Source organism: Novosphingobium sp. MD-1 (genome assembly GCF_001014975.1).
Classification (GTDB): domain Bacteria; phylum Pseudomonadota; class Alphaproteobacteria; order Sphingomonadales; family Sphingomonadaceae; genus Novosphingobium.
Window position 1 is genome coordinate 40,456 of sequence record NZ_BBXA01000032.1, and the last position, 17,207, is coordinate 57,662.

The 17,207-nt window shown below is 66.2% G+C and carries 17 protein-coding genes; 3 read left to right on the top strand and 14 right to left on the bottom strand.

Annotated elements, in window-relative coordinates; genetic code table 11:
• Positions 1–74: 74 nt before the first annotated feature.
• From NMD1_RS17215 to ffh, 14 genes are all read right to left on the bottom strand, one after another.
• Positions 75–1,901, bottom strand: a complete 1,827-nt coding sequence (locus tag NMD1_RS17215; protein WP_124808703.1) for a M2 family metallopeptidase — start codon at positions 1,899–1,901, stop codon at positions 75–77.
• An 86-nt stretch (positions 1,902–1,987) separates the two neighbouring features.
• Positions 1,988–2,749, bottom strand: a complete 762-nt coding sequence (locus NMD1_RS17220; protein ID WP_125955916.1) for an alpha/beta fold hydrolase — start codon at positions 2,747–2,749, stop codon at positions 1,988–1,990.
• Entirely contained in the window at positions 2,746–3,192 is a 447-nt protein-coding gene (locus NMD1_RS17225; RefSeq protein ID WP_125955919.1) for a GFA family protein, read from the bottom strand. The genes NMD1_RS17220 and NMD1_RS17225 overlap by 4 nt, the downstream gene beginning before the upstream one ends.
• A gap of 52 nt (positions 3,193–3,244) precedes the next feature.
• The gene (locus NMD1_RS17230) at positions 3,245–3,937 is read right to left on the bottom strand and encodes a hypothetical protein (protein ID WP_125955921.1); all 693 of its coding nucleotides are present in this window, start codon (positions 3,935–3,937) and stop codon (positions 3,245–3,247) included.
• On the bottom strand, positions 3,930–4,580 hold the full coding sequence (locus tag NMD1_RS17235; RefSeq protein WP_125955923.1) for a 2-hydroxychromene-2-carboxylate isomerase: 651 nt from the start codon (positions 4,578–4,580) through the stop codon (positions 3,930–3,932). Before NMD1_RS17235 ends, NMD1_RS17230 begins: the two co-directional genes overlap by 8 nt.
• Positions 4,581–4,698: 118 nt before the next feature.
• On the bottom strand, positions 4,699–5,724 hold the full coding sequence (locus tag NMD1_RS17240) for an aspartate-semialdehyde dehydrogenase (protein WP_124808708.1): 1,026 nt from the start codon (positions 5,722–5,724) through the stop codon (positions 4,699–4,701).
• Positions 5,725–5,823: 99 nt separating this feature from the next.
• Positions 5,824–8,130 (bottom strand): S9 family peptidase, encoded by a 2,307-nt coding sequence (locus NMD1_RS17245; protein WP_125955926.1) that lies wholly within the window; start codon positions 8,128–8,130, stop codon positions 5,824–5,826.
• Positions 8,131–8,271: 141 nt separating this feature from the next.
• Complete coding sequence (gene rplS, locus NMD1_RS17250) at positions 8,272–8,652, bottom strand: 50S ribosomal protein L19 (protein WP_124808710.1); 381 nt, start codon at positions 8,650–8,652, stop codon at positions 8,272–8,274.
• A gap of 3 nt (positions 8,653–8,655) precedes the next feature.
• The gene (gene trmD, locus NMD1_RS17255; RefSeq protein WP_124808711.1) at positions 8,656–9,396 is read right to left on the bottom strand and encodes a tRNA (guanosine(37)-N1)-methyltransferase TrmD; all 741 of its coding nucleotides are present in this window, start codon (positions 9,394–9,396) and stop codon (positions 8,656–8,658) included.
• A gap of 19 nt (positions 9,397–9,415) precedes the next feature.
• Entirely contained in the window at positions 9,416–10,927 is a 1,512-nt protein-coding gene (locus NMD1_RS17260) for a serine hydrolase (protein WP_307546763.1), read from the bottom strand.
• A gap of 109 nt (positions 10,928–11,036) precedes the next feature.
• Entirely contained in the window at positions 11,037–11,357 is a 321-nt protein-coding gene (locus NMD1_RS17265) for a hypothetical protein (RefSeq protein WP_125955928.1), read from the bottom strand.
• A 52-nt stretch (positions 11,358–11,409) separates the two neighbouring features.
• Positions 11,410–11,898, bottom strand: coding sequence for a ribosome maturation factor RimM (gene rimM / locus NMD1_RS17270; protein WP_370385485.1), 489 nt, complete (start codon positions 11,896–11,898; stop codon positions 11,410–11,412).
• Between the two features lie 2 nt (positions 11,899–11,900).
• Entirely contained in the window at positions 11,901–12,359 is a 459-nt protein-coding gene (gene rpsP / locus NMD1_RS17275) for a 30S ribosomal protein S16 (RefSeq protein WP_124808714.1), read from the bottom strand.
• 45 nt (positions 12,360–12,404) lie between these two features.
• A complete protein-coding gene (gene ffh / locus NMD1_RS17280) occupies positions 12,405–13,889 on the bottom strand; it encodes a signal recognition particle protein (protein WP_125955931.1) in 1,485 nt (494 codons plus the stop codon).
• A 259-nt stretch (positions 13,890–14,148) separates the two neighbouring features.
• Here ffh and dapF point away from each other — a divergent pair, with 259 nt between their 5' ends.
• From dapF to ftsY, 3 genes are read left to right on the top strand one after another with little or no spacing between them, the layout of a single operon-like run.
• Complete coding sequence (gene dapF, locus NMD1_RS17285; protein WP_125955933.1) at positions 14,149–14,973, top strand: diaminopimelate epimerase; 825 nt, start codon at positions 14,149–14,151, stop codon at positions 14,971–14,973.
• The gene (locus NMD1_RS17290; protein WP_125955936.1) at positions 14,970–16,172 is read left to right on the top strand and encodes a MiaB/RimO family radical SAM methylthiotransferase; all 1,203 of its coding nucleotides are present in this window, start codon (positions 14,970–14,972) and stop codon (positions 16,170–16,172) included. The genes dapF and NMD1_RS17290 overlap by 4 nt, the downstream gene beginning before the upstream one ends.
• Positions 16,169–17,107 carry a signal recognition particle-docking protein FtsY gene (gene ftsY, locus NMD1_RS17295; RefSeq protein ID WP_124808718.1) on the top strand — a complete coding sequence of 313 codons (939 nt, stop codon included), beginning with the start codon at positions 16,169–16,171 and terminating at the stop codon, positions 17,105–17,107. The genes NMD1_RS17290 and ftsY overlap by 4 nt, the downstream gene beginning before the upstream one ends.
• Positions 17,108–17,207 lie beyond the last annotated feature (100 nt).

Sequence of the window (17,207 nt, forward strand, 5' to 3'; positions counted from 1 at the left end):
CTGATTTTTATATGATTTGAGAGGATGGTGACTGAAACCGCGCCTGACGGCAAGACCTTATCGGGGAACAGGCCCTACCAGCCGCAGTCCTTGCCGCGGTTCTGCTGCTCCAGCCAGCGCGAAAGCGGCGCGAAATAGCGCACCATCGAGGCGCCGCTCATCTCGCGGCTGCCGGTGAAGGCTTCCAGCGCATCGGGCCAGGGCTTGGATGCGCCCATCGTGAGCATCGCATTGAGCTTCTGGCCCACCGCCTTGTTGCCATAGAAGCTGCACCGGTGCAGCGGCCCCTTCCAGCCGGCCTGCTTGCACGCCGCCTCGAAGAACTGGAACTGCAACACCCGCGCCAGGAAATAGCGCGTATAGGGCACCACGGCGGGGATGTGATACTTCGCGCCCGGATCGAAGGCATCGGCGCTGCGCGGCGCGGGCGGCACGATGCCCTGATACTTCAGGCGCATGTCGTTCCAGGCCGTTTCATACTGCGCGGGCTTGATCGTGCCGTTGAACACGTTCCAGCGCCAGCGATCGATCAGCAGGCCGAAGGGCAGGAACGCCACCTTGTCCATCGCCTGGCGCAGCAGCAGGCCGGTGTCCTTTTCCGGCCCCGGCACCTTCGCGCGATCGAGCAGGCCGATCTGCACGAGATATTCGGGCGTGATCGAGAGCGCCACGAAATCGCCAATCGCTTCGTGGAAACCGTCGTTGGCGCCATTCAGGTAAAGCGGGTCCTGCCCGTTGTAGGCGCGCTGATAGTAGTTGTGACCAAGTTCATGGTGGATGACGCCGAAATCGTCGCCGTTCACCTTGATGCACATCTTGATGCGCAGATCGTCCTTGTTGTCCACGTCCCAGGCCGAAGCGTGGCACACCACCTCGCGATCACGCGGCTTCACGAACTGCGAACGCTGCCAGAAGGTTTCGGGCAATTGCGCCAGGCCCAGCGAGGAATAGAAGCCCTCGCCCGCCTTCACCATCTTGAGCGGATCGTAGCCCTTCGCTGCCAGCAGATCGGTGACGTCGTAGCCAAGATCCCCCGCCCCGGCGGGAGCGACGATATCATAGATGTTGCCCCATTCCTGCGCCCACATGTTGCCCAGCAGGTCGGCGCGGATCGGGCCGGTCCTGGGCTGCACGGCATCGCCGTACTTCTCGTTGAGCTTGGTGCGGACATAGCAGTGCAACTGCCGGTAAAGCGGCTGGACCTCGCCCCAGATCTTCTCGGTCAGCGCCGCGAAGGCATCGGGGTCCATATCGTAGTTCGAGCGCCACAGCGCGCCGGTATCGGCAAAGCCAAGTTCGCGCGCGCCAGCGTTGGCGATATCGACCATGCGCACGTAGTCGGCCTTCATCGGCGTGCCGACCGTATCGTGCCAGCTTACCCACATTTCCTTGAGCTTCGCCGGATCGCGCGTGGTGCCCATCGCTTCCTCGATGTCGCTACCATTGACGGGCTCGCCATTCAGCGTGCCATGGCCCTTGCCGTAGATGCCCTGGACGCGGGCCTGCAGCGCGGCGAATTCCTCGGCCGCGCCGGGGGTGGTGGGCGCCGGCGTGGTGATCTGGGTGCGAATGACCAGCAGCTTGCGCGCGACGTCGGGCGCAAGGCCTGGCACCTTGGCGAGGATCGCCGCCTGCTTGGCCTGATCGACCTGAAGCTTCGTCAGCGCCGCGTTGCCAGCGGACGTAAGCTCGGCGGTATCGTAGGTTATGTTGGTCTGATAGACCCACTCGGTGCGGTTGGTGCGGATGGACTGGTCGAAATAGTCCTTTTCCGCCTGGGACAGCCACGTCTTCACCGTGGCGGGAGTGGCGGCAGCATCCTGCGCGCAAGCGGGCGCGGCAAGGCCCGTCACGGAAAGACCCGCGACGGCCAGCGCAAGAACGGAAGACAGCGATTTCATGGACGGGGGCTCCCTGAGGACATTGCCAGCGCCGCGCGATGCGGGCGCTTGTCATGCCTCCGTGGTTAAGCCTCCGAACGCCGGGGTCAAGTCGGACTGGTAAGAAACGAAACGATCTCCGCCCCCATTTCGGGCACGGTCACACTGCTCATGTGCGTGCCGGGAATGGTCGCGCGGCGCGCATCGGGCAGCGCGGCGGCCAGCCGGTCGGCCGAGCCGTTGTCGTTGTCCTTGTCGCCGCACAACACCAGCACGGGCATGGTCACGCCGGCAAGATCCTCCGGCGCGGTATCCGCCATCGAGCCCAGCAGCAGCCGCGCGGCGACGCGATCGACGTTCATCGTCTTCATGAACTGCTGCGAGACATAGGCGGGATCGCCGGGCCGGATCGTGCCGAAGCGATCGATCACGTCGATAAAGAAATCGCGCCGGCCCTTCCATCCGGCCAGCCCTTCCAGCCCCATGCCCGCCAGCACCAGCCGGCGCGGGGAAAGCCCGCCCAGCACCGCCCGCGCCGAGGTGCGCGACCCCAGCGAGAACCCGCACAGGTCGAAATCGGTGAGCCCCAGATGCCGCACCAGCGCCATGGCATCGAGCGCGAGCACGTCCGCCGGATAGGAAGTCGGATCGTGGGGCGCGGCACTTTCGCCATGCGCGCGCAGATCGGGCATCAGGCATTCGAACCCGGCGGCGACAAGCTGCGCGGCGGTGCCGAACTTGACCCAGTTGATCGCCGCCGAGGAGAACAACCCGTGCAGCAGCACGACCGGCCTGCCCTTCCCCATCCGGTGCAGCGCGAGTTGCGCACCGCCGTGGCCGGCGAAGAATTCGGTGGTCAGCTCGGTCATTCGGGAACCTCCAGTCCGGCGGCCTTCCAGCGGTCGGCCACGCTCGGCGTCTGGTCGCTGCGATGGCGGGGAAGCGCGCGCGTGTCCAGCCATGCCTCGTGCAGGCTTTCCGCGCCGGCATGCGATACCGGCCGGAAGATCGAAGGATCGTCGAAACTGCCGACGGTAATGTCCATCTTGCCGGCGCCATCGAGGAAGGCAAAGCCCAGCGGCGTGCCGCAAGCCGAACAGAACGGACGCCGCGCGATCGCGGACGAGGCATACCAGTCGGGCTCGCGCTCCCAGGCCACGGCGTCGCGCGCCACCTGCACGAAGGCCGCCGCCACCCCGCCGGTCGCCTTCTGGCACATGCGGCAATGGCAGAGATAGGCCTCGTGGTTGTCCAGCCGCACGGCATAGCGAATGCGGCCGCACTGGCAGCCGCCGGTCATGGTGGTCAGCATGAGCGAGAGGATAGCGAAGGGGCAACGCTTAAACCAGAGTCACTCCCTACATTTAGCTATGGACGGGGGCGGCCTGCCTCGTGCCTTCCGCATCAAGGGGGGCTGGGAGATCGAGCGGCCTTTCGATGGAAATGACGCCCCGTGCCCAATCGGCAATCACGAACCTCGATTTGCCGTCCGGCTTCGCGAGTACCATCGATACGCCCACGCCCGCCACCGCCTGAGGCGCGTCCATTGCCACAACGCCACGCGCAAGCGTGAAGAACTTAACATCCGAAAAGCGGCATCCCACCACATCGAACAACGGGCGCTCATCCGTTCCGCCATTGCGCGCAATTGCAATGTAGCCTTCCGCATCGGCGCCCTCCGCCTCAGACAGCAAGGTAAATCCGCTCAGGATGCGCTGATCGTCCTTGAATGGCCGGAAAACCTCGCCGGAGCGCATGTCCACCAGCCTCAACGCCCGGCGCCCTCCGCCTGGTACATCAAGATAATATAACGTGAGCGGCCTGTTTCCCGCATGCACCACCTCACCGATCAACCGCGTGTTCTCGACGGGCTGTGATATGGTGGATGACCCTGGAAGCTCCCTGCGTCGCACTAGGTCGGACGTCATTGGAACCAGCAGCAGCACGAGGCCCACGATCAGCAAAACGGCAATTGCTGCGAAGGCACTCGTTTTGGACGTCCTCAATTTGCGCATCAGCCGCCTTGAGAGCATCCACCGGGGTTTCTCGTCATCCACTAGGAACCAGCCCCTTCTGTTCCATGCGCCACACCGCAAGGTCGATGCGGTCCTGCCCGAAGAAGGGTTCGCCGTCAAAGACCAGCGTCGGCACGCCCCAGTGCCCGGCGGCTTCCAGCGCTTCCTGGTTGGCAGCGAGTTCGGCGTCGAGCCGTTCCGCGTCGCTCACGGCTTCGGCTTCGAGTTCGGCGAAGTCCAGCCCGGCGCGAGCGGCGGCGCCAGCAAGGTGATCGCCTTCGTGCCAGCCCTGCGTACCGCCCCAGATCAGGCGCGAGACTTCATCGGCGAAGGCCAGTGACTTGCCGCGCCGCGATGCCGCCTGCCCCATGCGCGTCAGTCGGAAGATATAGGGCTGCTCGTCCGCGATGCGCCGCGTGGCGATGTCCTGCACGATCGGATCGGGGCGCGGCGGAACGAAGGGAATGCCGTGGAACTGCGCCAGCCGCGCCACATCCACGAACAGATAGCGCAGCCAGCCGGGATGGTTGCGCTCGAAGAAATCAGGCTGCCGGATCGCCAGCGGATAGACCGGGCGCAGATTGATGGCGAGATCGTACTCGTCCGTCAGCGCGCGATAGCGGCGCGTGGCAAGGTAGCTGTACGGGCTGCGGAAAGACCAGAAAACGTCAGCGGAAAGCGTCATGGCGCAGGTGCCCTCTCCCAAGGATCAGAGGCGATCCTAGGGAGAGGGCGGCTGTCGCGCAAATATTATGACATCGAGAATGCCGAATTCTTCCCGCAACCGGGGAAGAATTGCCGGCTTACCCCTTCTTGAGGTGACGGCGGCCCAGCAGTTCCGCGATCTGCACCGCGTTAAGCGCCGCGCCCTTGCGCAGGTTGTCGGAAACGCACCACAGCGCCAGGCCGTTATCGACCGTGGAATCCTCGCGCACGCGCGACACGAACGTGGCGTAATCGCCCACGCATTCGATCGGCGTCACGTATCCGCCGTCCTCGCGCTTATCGACGAGCATGACGCCCGGCGCCTCGCGCAGGATCGACTGGGCCTGTTCGGCGGAGATTTCTTCCTCGAACTCCAGGTGCACCGCTTCCGAGTGGCCGATGAACACCGGCACGCGAACGCAAGTGGCGACGACCTTGACCTTCGGATCGAGGATCTTCTTGGTTTCGGCGACCATCTTCCATTCTTCCTTGGTCGATCCATCGTCCAGGAACACGTCGATGTGCGGGATCACGTTGAACGCGATCTGCTTGGTGAACTTCTTCGGTTCCACCGGATCGCCGACGAAGATCGCGCGGCTCTGTTCGAACAGCTCGTCCATGCCTTCCTTGCCCGCGCCGGACACGGACTGGTAGGTCGAGACGACCACGCGCTTGATCTTCGCCGCATCGTGCAGCGGCTTGAGCGCAACGACCATCTGCGCGGTCGAGCAATTGGGGTTCGCGATGATGTTGCGCCGGGTATAGCCGTCGATCGCATCGGGGTTCACTTCGGGCACGATCAGCGGCACGTCCGGGTCCATGCGGTAGAGCGACGAGTTGTCGATCACCACGCAGCCCTGCGAAGCGGCCTTGGGCGCATAGATCTTGGTCGGGCCGGAACCGGCGGCGAACAGCGCGATGTCCCAGCCGGTGAAATCGAAATGCTCGATGTTCTGGACCTTGAGCTTCTGCCCGGTCTCGCCGAACTCGATCTCGGTGCCCTGCGAACGCGGCGAGGCGACAGCGGCGATCTCGTCGATCGGAAACGCGCGCTCGGCAAGGATGTTGAGCATCTCGCGGCCCACGTTCCCCGTCGCGCCGACAACTACAACCCGGTAACCCATGTCACTTCCCTTCCAGTGCCGCGCATCGCATGACGCGGGCCGTCCATAGCGGCTGGTTCCGACCAGCCAAGCGAATTGGCCTTCCGGCCACCCAAATTCCTATTTCTCGGCCACGAGCGGCGCCGGTCCGACGCCGTTGCGATCGAGGAAACGGAAAACCGTCTCATAGAGATGCTGGCTCACCTTCGGCCCACTGATGCGGTGGGTATAACCGGGGTAGAGCATCATTTCGAAAGGCATCGCCTCCGCCTGCATCTTGGCAATGAACGCGGAGGAGTTCTCGAACACCACGTTGTCGTCCGCCATGCCGTGGATCAGCAGCAGCGGATCGCGGATGCGGCCGGTATCGGCCAGCGCGTTCGACGTGGCATAGACCTGCGGTTCGCGCTTCGGGTCGCCCAGGTAGCGTTCGGTATAGTGGGTGTCATAGAGTTCCCACTTGGTGACCGGAGCCACGGCGATGGCCGCCGCATAGGCGCCGGGGTCGGCCTGCAGCATCTTGATCGACATATAGCCGCCATAGGACCAGCCGAACGTGGCGATCCGCTTCGGGTCCACGAAATCCAGCGCCTTGAGGTAATTCGCCCCGGCAAGCTGGTCCTGCACCTCGACCGAGCCCATCGCGCGGTAGAGTGTGCTTTCGAACTTCACCCCGCGATTGGCCGATCCGCGGTTGTCGATCGCGAAATAGATATAGCCCTTGTCGACGATCGCCTGCGCCAGCGCGCCCTGCCAGCCCTTGTGCACCACCTGCGCGTGCGGGCCGCCATAGTGGAAGGTGAAGACCGGATACTTGCGCCCAGGCTCCAACGGCGGCGTGATCATCATCCAGTGCAGCGGAGTGCCATCGGCGGCCGGGATCGTGCCGAAGGTCGCCGGGCGATGGCTGGCGAGATAGGGCGCGTAAGGGTGCGATCCCTCCACGCGGTTCTCCTCGATCCACGCGATGCGCTTGCCGGCGGCGTCAGCAAGGTAGGACTGCGGCGGCTGCGCATCGGCATTGCGCGTGACCATCAGCGTCTGGCCGCGCTTGTCCATCGTCGCGGCGTTGTCGAAACCGGGATCGGTCAGGCGCACGATCTTCGACGGCGCCGCGAGATCGAGCGCATAGACCTGCTGCGTCAGCACGCCGTCCTTCGTACCGGTGAAGAACACGCGGCCGGCCTTCTGGTCCACGCCGACAAGGCCAGTCACCACCCAGTCGCCCTGCGTGAGCTGCTGCCACTGGCTGTCCGGATAATGGTCGGGCCGGAAGCGGTAGAGATGGCCGAAGCCATCGCGTTCGGACCACCAGATGAGGCTGCCGTCCGCCAGAAAGCGATAGCTGTCCGACAGGTTGATCCAGCTGCGTTCGGCGGCCTGTTCGCTGAACAGCACCCGCGCCTTGCCCGTGGCGGGATCGACCGCCAGCATGTCGAGCCGGGTCTGCGCGCGGTTTTCGCGCTGGACGTAGAGCGTCTTGCCGTCGGGTGCCCAGTCCACGCGAGCCAGGTAGATGTCCTTTTCAGCGCCCGGATCGCCCGCACCAAGGTCCACCGCGACGCGGCCGCTGCCGCCCGGCGCCATGATCCACAGCGAAACCTCGGCGTTGGGCGTGCCGGCGGCCGGATAGCGCTGGTCGAAGGTCTTGGTGCCCTCCGCGCCGATTGCCGCGCGGGTGACGACGCCCACCTTGGCCTCGTCGAACCGCTCGACCGCCAGGCGGCTTTCGTCGGGCGACCACCAGAAGCCCGCAAAGCGCGACATTTCTTCCTGCGCCACGAACTCAGCCTCGCCCCAGTGGACGGTCTCGGCGCTTTCCGTGGGCGTTACCGCGATGGGTGCGCCCTGCCCTGCTACCGGGCCGACCCACAGCCGGCGATCGCGCACATAGGCGATGCGATCGCCCTTCGGCCCCAGCTTGGGGTTGAGTTCGCCCCCCTGCGTTCCGGGAATGCGCTGGACGCTACCGTCCAGCCCGGCCAGGAACAGGTCGCCATCGAGCGGCACCAGCACGGCCTTGCCGTCGGGCGCCCATTCGTAGCTGACGATGCCCTTCAGATCGCCGATCCGCTGCCGTTCGCGCTGCATCTTCTCGGCCTCGGACAGTTCCTTGCCTGACGACAGCTTGAGCGAATCCACCAGCATCCGCCACTTGCCCGTCTTCCGCTCGAAGCCCCACAGGTCATAGCGCTCGCGATCGTCGGCACGGTTGCGCAGCAGCGTGAGGTACGCGCCATCGGGCGAGAGCTTGACCCCGCGCGGTGCCGGCCCGTTGAGCGAGGGACTGGCGAAGACGCGCTCCAGCGTGAGCGCGGGCGCGGCCTGCGCGGTGGCGGTCACCGGCGGTTCTCCGGCGTGAGCAGAAGCGAGGGGCAGAAGGGCGCAGAGCGCCGATGCGGCAAGGAGGTGTCGGAAGCGAAGCATGGCAAGGTCACGAACCTCTCTGGGAAAGGGCAGCGGATGGGGAGAACCGGCGAAAACGGCGCGCAGACAGCAAAAAAGGCGCCCTGGCGGTGGTGCCAGGACGCCTTTCTACACAATTTCCGTGTCTTGGGCGTTGGGCTTTCAGCCCTCCTGGCCGGTCTTGACGACCTTGCGCTCGGCAATACGCGCCGATTTGCCGGTGCGGCCACGAAGATAGTAGAGCTTCGCACGACGCACGACACCACGGCGCACCACGGTAATCGAATCAATGTTGGGCGAGTAGAGCGGGAACACGCGCTCCACGCCTTCGCCGAACGAGATCTTGCGCACGGTGAAGTTCGAGCCAAGGCCACGGTTCGAGCGCGCGATGCACACGCCTTCGTAAGCCTGGACGCGGGTGCGGTCGCCTTCAACGACGCGCACGCCCACGCGCACGGTATCGCCCGCGCGGAAATCCGGAATATCCTTCTTCGCCTTGAAATCGGCGATGGCTTCAGCTTCAAGCTGCTGAATCAGGTTCATTTTTCAATCGTCCTGCACTTCACGCTGCGCGCCAGAGGCAGACTGGACCCGAGCACCGACGTGGCGCTCCCAAAGGTCCGGCCTGCGTGACCGGGTATCGTCTTCCGAACGGCGTTTCCGCCATTCCGCGATTTTCGCATGATCCCCCGATCGCAGCACTTCAGGGATCGTGCGCCCTTCCCATTCGACGGGTCGGGTATAGTGCGGGTATTCGAGGAGACCGTTCTCGAACGACTCCTCCTGCCCGCTTGAAGGCGCGCCCATTACGCCGGGAAGCAGCCGAATGCAAGCGTCGAGCAGCATAAGGGCGGCGCATTCGCCGCCGGACAGCACGATATCGCCCACCGAGACTTCCTCGACCTGCCGGCCCGCGAAGATGCGCTCGTCGAAACCCTCGAACCGGCCGCACAGCACGATCACGCCGGGACCGGCCGCCAGTTCTCGCACGCGCTCCTGCGTCAACGGCTTGCCGCGCGGTGTCATGGCAACGACCGGGCATCCGGGATGCGCCGCCAGCGCATGATCGACCGCCGCCGCCAACACGTCCACCCGCAGCACCATGCCGGCCCCGCCGCCAGCGGGCGTATCATCGACGGTCCGGTGCTTGTCGATCGCGAAATCGCGGATCTGCACGGCATCGAGCGCCCACGTCCCCTCGCGCAACGCCCGCCCCGCCAGACTGACGCCGAGCGGGCCGGGAAACATTTCAGGATAGAGCGTGAGGACAGTGGCGGCGAAGGTCATTCGGGCTTCTTGGCAGAGATCAGGGAACGGCACCCTCGAACGTGAACCGCAACGCCTGGATCGTTATCGGGCGCGTCGGCGCGAGGACGATCTGTCCGTTGACGCTCCCCTTGCCGCAAGTCCAGCGGAAAGTGCCGGTCATGCGGCCGGTCGGCGTAACCGGCGCGGCGGTGTCGCACGTGCCGGCCTGCGCTTTCAGTTCACCCAGCACTTTCGTCCAGTTTTCCGCGGTGCGGTCCATCGGGAAGTTCATCGCCACGCGCCCGTTCAGCGGCGCCACCGTGCCCGCCTGCCACACGGCTTGCGCCGCAGCGTAGAAGCTGGCGAGATCGGAAGAGACAGGCATTTCCGGGCGGTGGAGCAGGCCAGCCTTGTGCATCAGCATCGCCGCATCCCATGCCGGGCCGGTCGGGCCGGCGTAGGTGCGGTTGGTCAGCACGAAAATGCCGGTGCCGTATTCGGGCATCAGCATGACATGCGAGCCATAGCCCGGATAGCCGCCGCCATGGCTCATGGTGAGGCCCAGGTCGCAATCCTGCATCACGCGCCAGCCCATGCCATACGCGAGCGCCAGCGGGCAGGCGGTGGCACCGGTGCTGCCGGGGCGGGTGGCGATCGAGACGAAGTTCAGCCCCTGCGCCAGTTCGCGGATGGTCGCGCGGCGCACCGGCCCTGTTTCCGGCCCGTCGCGCGCCGGCCAGCCGGAGAGGAGGAAAGCGATCCACTTCGCATAGTCGTTGGCGCTGACCTGCAACCCGCCCATGGAATTGAACGCGCCGTCCTTCATCGTCGGCTCCTCGCTCCACACGCCGTTTTCCCAGCGATAGCCGACAGCGCGCCGCTCGATCGGCGAGGCGGGCGTGTCATAGCCGCTCGAAGTCATGCCCAGCGGGACAAGGAAGGTCTTCTCCACATAGCGGCGATAGGGCTGGTGCGTCACGTTGGCGACGATCCGGCCGAGAATGGCATAGCCGAGGTTCGAATATTCGTGCCGCGCCTGCGGTTCGCGCGTGAAGGGCACGCCGGTTTTGAGCAGCGCGGTGAAATCCTCCTGGCTCAGCACCTGCTGGCGATCGCCCCAGGGATCGTCGGTGACGAAGCCAGCGACGTGCTGCAACAGATCGCGCACGCGGATTTTCGGGGAATCGCTGGTGGGATAGGTCCAGCCGCGCATCTCGGGCACGTACTTTTCGGCCGGATCGTCCAGCGCGAGCAGGCCCTTGTCGCGCAGCGAGAGGATCGACAGCGCGGTGAAGGCCTTGGTCATCGAGGCGATGCGGAACAGGCTGTCGGGCGTGACGGGGCGGCGCGCGGCGAGATCCTGCACGCCTTCCCCCTTCACCAGTGCGAGATGGCCGCCCTGCACCACGCCATAGACGAGACCGGGCACATGGTTTTCCGCCATGAACGTGGTGAAGCCCGCTTCGATCTGCGGCGCGATGCTATCGAGCGTGGCGCTCTGGGGACTCGTGCTCTGGGCGTGAAGCGGTGACGCCGCGAGCACGACCGCCATCGCCGGAATCATCGTCATCGCCCGCATCGGAACCTCCCGCCCTGCCAATATTGCGCGCGGAACGTGCCTGATACGGGTGCGAATGCCCAGCGGGCGCATCAACCCTTTTGCGGATTGCGCGCGGGTGTTACCGGAAAGCCCGCGCCGGACCCAGCACGGCCACGCGATAGCGGTACTTGCGAACGGCCAGATGCGCGGTGGCGGCGGCAAGGCCATAGGCCGCCAACCCCAGCAGGACGAGCGCGAGCGCCACGTCATCCTCGCCCGCCATGAGCAGTACGATCGCCGCCAGCCAGATCACACCGGCAACCGGCAGGGCGGCATGGAGCGCGAGGCGCAGGTCGCCCCATTCAGGCCGGCGCACAACGAGCTTCTGCGCCAGCACCCGGCCGGCGATACCGAAAGGGATCAGGAACAGGATCAGCGCGAAGTCCATGGCGTCGATCATATACGGATCGCCACGGCGACGTTACCGAAACAACGGCCGGACCGGGCCGAAATCAGGCCTCGGCATAGGCGGAAGCGATCAGCATCCGCGTTTCGTTCCATTCCGGCACAGCTTCGGCGCGCATCGGCACCATGAAGCGCTTTCCATCGGGCCGGCGGATTTCCAGCACATCGCCCGCGCCGTAGTTTTCGACCGCGATGCATTCGCCCAGCGATTCGCCATCGGTGGAAACGGCTGCAAGGCCGATCAGGTCGGCGTGATAGTACTCGCCCTCCGCCAGCGACGGCAGGGCCGAGCGCGGCACGGTGAGCGCGGTGCCGCGCAGCCGTTCGGCGGCGGTCCGGTCGGTCACTTCGGCGAAGCGGGCGATCGCCCCGCCCTTGCCGTCATCGCGCAGCTTTTCCAGCGTCAGGCTGGAAGCGTTGAAGGCGCGGTAGCGCTTGAGCGCCACCACGCCTTCTCCGAACAGCTTGAGACGGACTTCGCCCGTCACTCCGTGCGCACCGGTCACGGCGGCCAGCGTAACGGGCTTGTCCGACAAGATCAGGCCTCGGTCGACTCTTCGGCAGCAGCCTCGGCAGCGGGCGCTTCCTCAGCCGGAGCTTCCTCGACGGGAGCCGGAGCAGCAGCTTCAGCGGCGGCGGCTTCAGCGGCCTCTGCGGCTTCACGCGCCTTCTCGGCCTTTTCCTCGGCGCGATCCTTGGCCTTCTGGCCCGGTTCACCCTTCTTGAGGTTGCTTGTCGCGGCGCGTTCCTTGATCCCGGCCTTGTCGAGCAGGCGGGCTACGCGATCGGTCGGCTGCGCGCCGACGCCCAGCCAGTAGCGCACGCGGTCTTCGACCAGACGGACGCGGTTGGCGTCGTCCTTGGCCAGCAGCGGGTTGTAGGTGCCGACCTGCTCGAGATAGGCACCATCGCGCGGGGCGCGGCTGTTGGCGACGACGACCTTGTAATACGGGCGCTTCTTGGAACCACCACGCGACAGACGCAGAGAAACAGACATTACTTCAACCTTTCCTCGAAACTCTTCGAACGCAAATTTCCGAAATCACTTCTTCCGCAGCAGATCGCCGAGGTTGGCGGGCATGTTGCCCAGCCCCGGCAGACCGCCGGCACCACCCATGCCGCCACCCAGGCCACCGAGCCCGCCCGGCCCGGCCTGCTGGTCCAGCCCCGGCATGGCGGCGCCAAGGCCGCCCTTGCCGAACAGGGCGCCAAGCCCCTTGAGGCCGCCCATCTTCTTGATCTGCTTCATGGCCTTGGCCATTTCCATGTGCATCTTCAGGAGCTTGTTCACGTCCTGAACCTGTGTGCCCGAACCCTTGGCCACGCGGATCTTGCGCTTGGCGTTGAGCAGTTCGGGCCGCGTGCGCTCGGTCGGCGTCATCGAACCGATGATCGCGTCCATGCGCAGCAGCACCTTGTCGTCCATGCCCGATTGCGCCATCGCCTGCTTGGCCTTCTTCATGCCGGGCATCATGCCTGCCAGCGCGCCAAGCCCGCCCATGCGCTGCATCTGCTGCAGCTGGGTGCGCAGGTCGTTCATGTCGAACTGGCCCTTGGCCATGCGCGCGGCCAGCCGTTCGGCCTCGTCCGCCTGCACCGTCGCCGCCGCCTTTTCGACGATCGAGACGATATCGCCCATGCCCAGGATGCGGCCGGCAACGCGCTGCGGGTGGAACGGCTCGATCGCATCGAGCTTTTCGCCCGTGGCCGCGAACTTGATCGGCTTGCCGGTAACCGCGCGCATCGACAGCGCCGCGCCGCCGCGCGCATCACCGTCCATGCGGGTCAGCACCACGCCGGTCAGATCGACTTCGCCGGCAAAGCTCTGCGCCACGTTGACCGCGTCCTGGCCGGTCAGCGAGTCAACGACGAGCAGCGTTTCCTTCGGCGCGGAGACGGCGGCGACGGCCTTCATCTCGTCCATCAGCGCGGCATCGACGTGGAGGCGGCCGGCGGTATCGAGCAGGAGAACGTCCACCGCCTGCAGCTTCGCCGCGTGGAGCGCGCGCGTGGCGATGTCCACGGGCTGCTGGCCAACGATGATCGGCAGCGTGGCGACGCCAACCTGTTCGCCCAGCACCTTGAGCTGTTCCTGGGCCGCCGGACGATTGACGTCGAGCGAGGCCATCAGGACCTTCTTGCCCTGCTTTTCCTTGAGCAGCTTGCCGATCTTGGCAGTGCTGGTGGTCTTGCCCGAACCCTGCAGGCCGACCATCATGATGACAACCGGCGGGGCCGCCACAAGATCGAGATCGGCGGTTTCCGATCCCAGCATCTCGACCAGCGCGTCGTTGACAATCTTGACGACCTGCTGGCCGGGCGTGACCGACTTCAGCACCGACTGGCCAACGGCCTCCTCGGTAACCTTGTCGACAAAACGGCGCACCACGGGCAGCGCAACGTCGGCTTCGAGCAATGCGATGCGCACTTCGCGCATGGCCGCCCGGACATCGTCCTCCTTGAGCGCGCCGCGGCCACGCAGGCGATCGAACACGCCTCCAAGCCGGTCTGAAAGACTATCGAACACGCCGTATTCCCGTTGCCATGCCCCGCCGTCCGCCACATCGCCAACGCAAAACCGCGTAACGCGAAAAACGCCGGTGGGCGAAACCTCGCCGACCAGCGTGTGGCATCCTGTTGGAGCCGTTATTGAGCCGTACCAGCACCCTTCGAGGTGATGGGACGCTATGCCCTTAGCGCTGCCTGGACGAAAAGGCAAGCTGAACCGCCATCGCGGATGCCCTATGGCATTGCGCTAAGCCCGCGCGCGCCCTAGATCGCCCGCCATGCGCATACCCTTCCGCAAGATGCACGGCCTTGGCAACGATTTCGTGGTGATCGACGCGCGCGAGACTCCCCTGGCCATGTCGGACCGCCGCGCCGCCGCGCTGGCCGACCGGCGCACCGGCGTGGGCTGCGACCAGTTGATCGTGCTGGAGCCCTCCGCCGTCGCCGACGTGCGGATGCGCATCTTCAATAACGACGGCGGCGAAGTGGAAGCCTGCGGCAACGCCAGCCGCGCGGTGGGCCTGCTGCTCGGCGGCGAACGGCGGATCGAGACGCTGGCCGGCGTGATCCGCTCGGAAGCTGGCGCCGATGGCGTGGCGGTCGACATGGGCACGCCCCGCTTCGACTGGAACCGCATCCCGCTCGCCTATGCCATGGACACCTTGACGATGCCGGTCGGCTGGGAAGACCTGACCGATCCCGTCGCGGTCAACGTCGGCAATCCCCACGTCATCTTCTTCGTGCCCGATGCCGATGCGGTGGACCTTGCCCGGCTTGGTCCGCTGATCGAGAACGACCCGCTGTTTCCCGAACGCGTCAACGTCAATGTCGCCAGCCTGATCGGCCCCGACCGCATCCGCCTGCGCGTGTGGGAACGCGGCGCAGGGCTGACCCGCGCCTGCGGCACCGGCGCCTGCGCCACCGCCGTCGCGGCGATCCGGCGCAAGCTGACGGGGCAGACGGTAACGGTCGAGCTTCCCGGCGGTCCGCTGACGATCGCGTGGCCGGAGGGGGAACAGCCGGAAGGCGGCTCGATCCTGATGACCGGCCCGGCCGCCACGAGCTTCGAGGGCAGCTTCGAGGATACGGACTTCCCCGCATGACCGCAACGGTCGCACCGGCCGACGTGGTGACGCTGGGTTGCCGGCTCAATCTCGCCGAAAGCGAAAGCATCCGGGCGATGCTCGCGGATGCCGGAACGCCGACGGTCGTGGTCAATTCCTGCGCGGTGACCGCTGAAGCCGTGCGTCAGTCGCGCCGGGCGGTGCGCCGTCTGCGCCGCAGCCACCCGCAGGCACGGCTGGTGGTTACCGGCTGCGCCGCCACGATCGAGCCGGACAGCTTCTCCGCCATGCCCGAAGTGGATGCGGTGGTGCCCAACGCGGCCAAGGCCGATCCGCGTGTCTGGCACCCGAATGGGGAAGAAGCGCCCTCCCGGCAGCGGCAGAGCGAAGTCCATACCCGCGCCTTCGTGCCGGTGCAGACCGGCTGCGATCACGCCTGCACCTTCTGCATTATCCCGCAAGGGCGCGGTCGCAGCCTGTCCACGCCCGTCGCCGATGTTCTGCGCGTGATCGAACGGCACCTTCTGCTGGGCGTCAACGAGATCGTGCTGACCGGGGTGGACGTGACCGGCTGGGGCGCGGAACTGCCTGATGCGCCGCGCCTGGGCGTGCTGGTGCGTGCGATCCTCGATGCCTTCCCCAGCCTGCCGCGCCTGCGCCTGTCCTCGCTCGACGGGGTGGAGATCGACGGCCTGCTGTTCGAGATCATCACCGGCGAAGCCCGCGTGATGCCGCACGTGCATCTCTCGCTGCAATCGGGCGATGACATGGTGCTCAAGCGGATGAAGCGCCGCCACAGCCGGGCGCAGGCGGTCGCGCTGACCGATGCCCTGCGCGCTGCCCGTCCGGACATCGCCATCGGTGCGGATCTGATCGCCGGCTTTCCCACCGAGACCGAAGCGATGCACGCCGGCAACCTGGCCATCGTGCGCGATTGCGGCGTCGTCCACGGCCATGTCTTTCCCTACTCCCCCCGCCCCGATACGCCCGCCGCGCGGATGCCGCAGGTCGCCCCGGCCACGGTCCGGGCGCGGGCAGCCGAAATCCGCGCCGCCGTCGCGGCCGAACGCGCGCGCTGGCTCGCATCGCTGGTCGGCCTTCCGCGCGAAGTGCTTGCCGAACGCGACGGCACCGGGCATTCGCCCGAGTTCGCGCCCTATCGCCTGCCCGAAGGCACGGCCGCGGGCACCATCGTCACCCTGACGCCGACAAGGATCATCGAAGGAATGCTGGCATGAGCCCCGAGCCGGAGAACGGAAGCTGGAGCGACAGGCTTCTCGGCGGGTTTCGCAAGACTTCGGAACGCCTCACCGAGAACCTGACCGGCATTGTCGGCAAGACCCGGCTGGACGACGCGCAGCTCGACGAGATCGAGGACGCGCTGATCCTGTCCGACCTTGGCCCGCGCGCCGCCGCGCGCATCCGCGAACGGCTGGCGGACGAAAAGTTCGAACGCGGGATCGACGAAACCGCGCTGCGCGAAGCCGTGGCCGAGGAAATCGCCGCCATCCTGCGCCCGGTAGCGAAGCCGCTGGAGATCACCGCCTTCCCACGCCCACACGTCGTCCTCGTGATCGGCGTCAACGGATCGGGCAAGACCACCACGATCGCCAAGCTGGCGCATCTGTTCCAGGAACAGGACTATGGCGTGATGCTGGCGGCGGGCGACACGTTCCGCGCCGCCGCGATCGGCCAGCTCAAGGTATGGGCGGACCGGCTGGGCGTGCCCGTGGTCACCGGCCCCGAGGGCGGCGACCCCGCCTCGATCGTGTTCGACGCGGTCAAGGCGGCGACCGATACGGGCATCGACGCGCTGATCGTCGACACCGCCGGACGGCTCCACAACAAGCGCGAACTGATGGACGAATTGGCCAAGGTCCGTCGCGTGCTCGGCCGCCTGAACCCCGCCGCGCCGCACGACGTGGTGCTGGTGCTCGATGCCACCAACGGCCAGAACGCGCTCCAGCAGATCGAGATCTTCAAGGAAGTGGCGGGCGTGACCGGCCTGATCATGACCAAGCTGGACGGCACCGCGCGCGGCGGCGTGCTGGTGGCGGCGGCGGAACAGTATGGCCTGCCGATCCATGCCATCGGCGTGGGCGAGAAGATCGACGATCTGCGCCCGTTCGACCCCGATCTGGTCGCCCGCGTCATCGCGGGCGTGTTCCGGTGAACGTCTTGCCTTTCCCCCTTCGTCATTGCGAGCGAAGCGAAGCAATCCAGAGTGCGGCACGAGAGGCCCTAGATTGCTTCGTCGCTACGCTCCTCGCAAT

Excerpts from the sequence above, each read along its gene's own strand:
- rplS (WP_124808710.1), bottom strand. The coding sequence starts at position 8,652 with ATGAACCTGATTCAGCAGCTTGAAGCTGAAGCCATCGCCGATTTCAAG.
- NMD1_RS17265 (WP_125955928.1), bottom strand. The coding sequence starts at position 11,357 with ATGATCGACGCCATGGACTTCGCGCTGATCCTGTTCCTGATCCCTTTC.
- NMD1_RS17235 (WP_125955923.1), bottom strand. The coding sequence starts at position 4,580 with ATGACGCTTTCCGCTGACGTTTTCTGGTCTTTCCGCAGCCCGTACAGC.
- NMD1_RS17260 (WP_307546763.1), bottom strand. The coding sequence starts at position 10,927 with ATGACGATGATTCCGGCGATGGCGGTCGTGCTCGCGGCGTCACCGCTT.
- trmD (WP_124808711.1), bottom strand. The coding sequence starts at position 9,396 with ATGACCTTCGCCGCCACTGTCCTCACGCTCTATCCTGAAATGTTTCCC.
- NMD1_RS17245 (WP_125955926.1), bottom strand. The coding sequence starts at position 8,130 with ATGCTTCGCTTCCGACACCTCCTTGCCGCATCGGCGCTCTGCGCCCTT.
- NMD1_RS17220 (WP_125955916.1), bottom strand. The coding sequence starts at position 2,749 with ATGACCGAGCTGACCACCGAATTCTTCGCCGGCCACGGCGGTGCGCAA.
- ftsY (WP_124808718.1), top strand. The coding sequence starts at position 16,169 with ATGAGCCCCGAGCCGGAGAACGGAAGCTGGAGCGACAGGCTTCTCGGC.
- dapF (WP_125955933.1), top strand. The coding sequence starts at position 14,149 with ATGCGCATACCCTTCCGCAAGATGCACGGCCTTGGCAACGATTTCGTG.
- rpsP (WP_124808714.1), bottom strand. The coding sequence starts at position 12,359 with ATGTCTGTTTCTCTGCGTCTGTCGCGTGGTGGTTCCAAGAAGCGCCCG.
- NMD1_RS17215 (WP_124808703.1), bottom strand. The coding sequence starts at position 1,901 with ATGAAATCGCTGTCTTCCGTTCTTGCGCTGGCCGTCGCGGGTCTTTCC.
- NMD1_RS17240 (WP_124808708.1), bottom strand. The coding sequence starts at position 5,724 with ATGGGTTACCGGGTTGTAGTTGTCGGCGCGACGGGGAACGTGGGCCGC.
- NMD1_RS17225 (WP_125955919.1), bottom strand. The coding sequence starts at position 3,192 with ATGCTGACCACCATGACCGGCGGCTGCCAGTGCGGCCGCATTCGCTAT.
- NMD1_RS17290 (WP_125955936.1), top strand. The coding sequence starts at position 14,970 with ATGACCGCAACGGTCGCACCGGCCGACGTGGTGACGCTGGGTTGCCGG.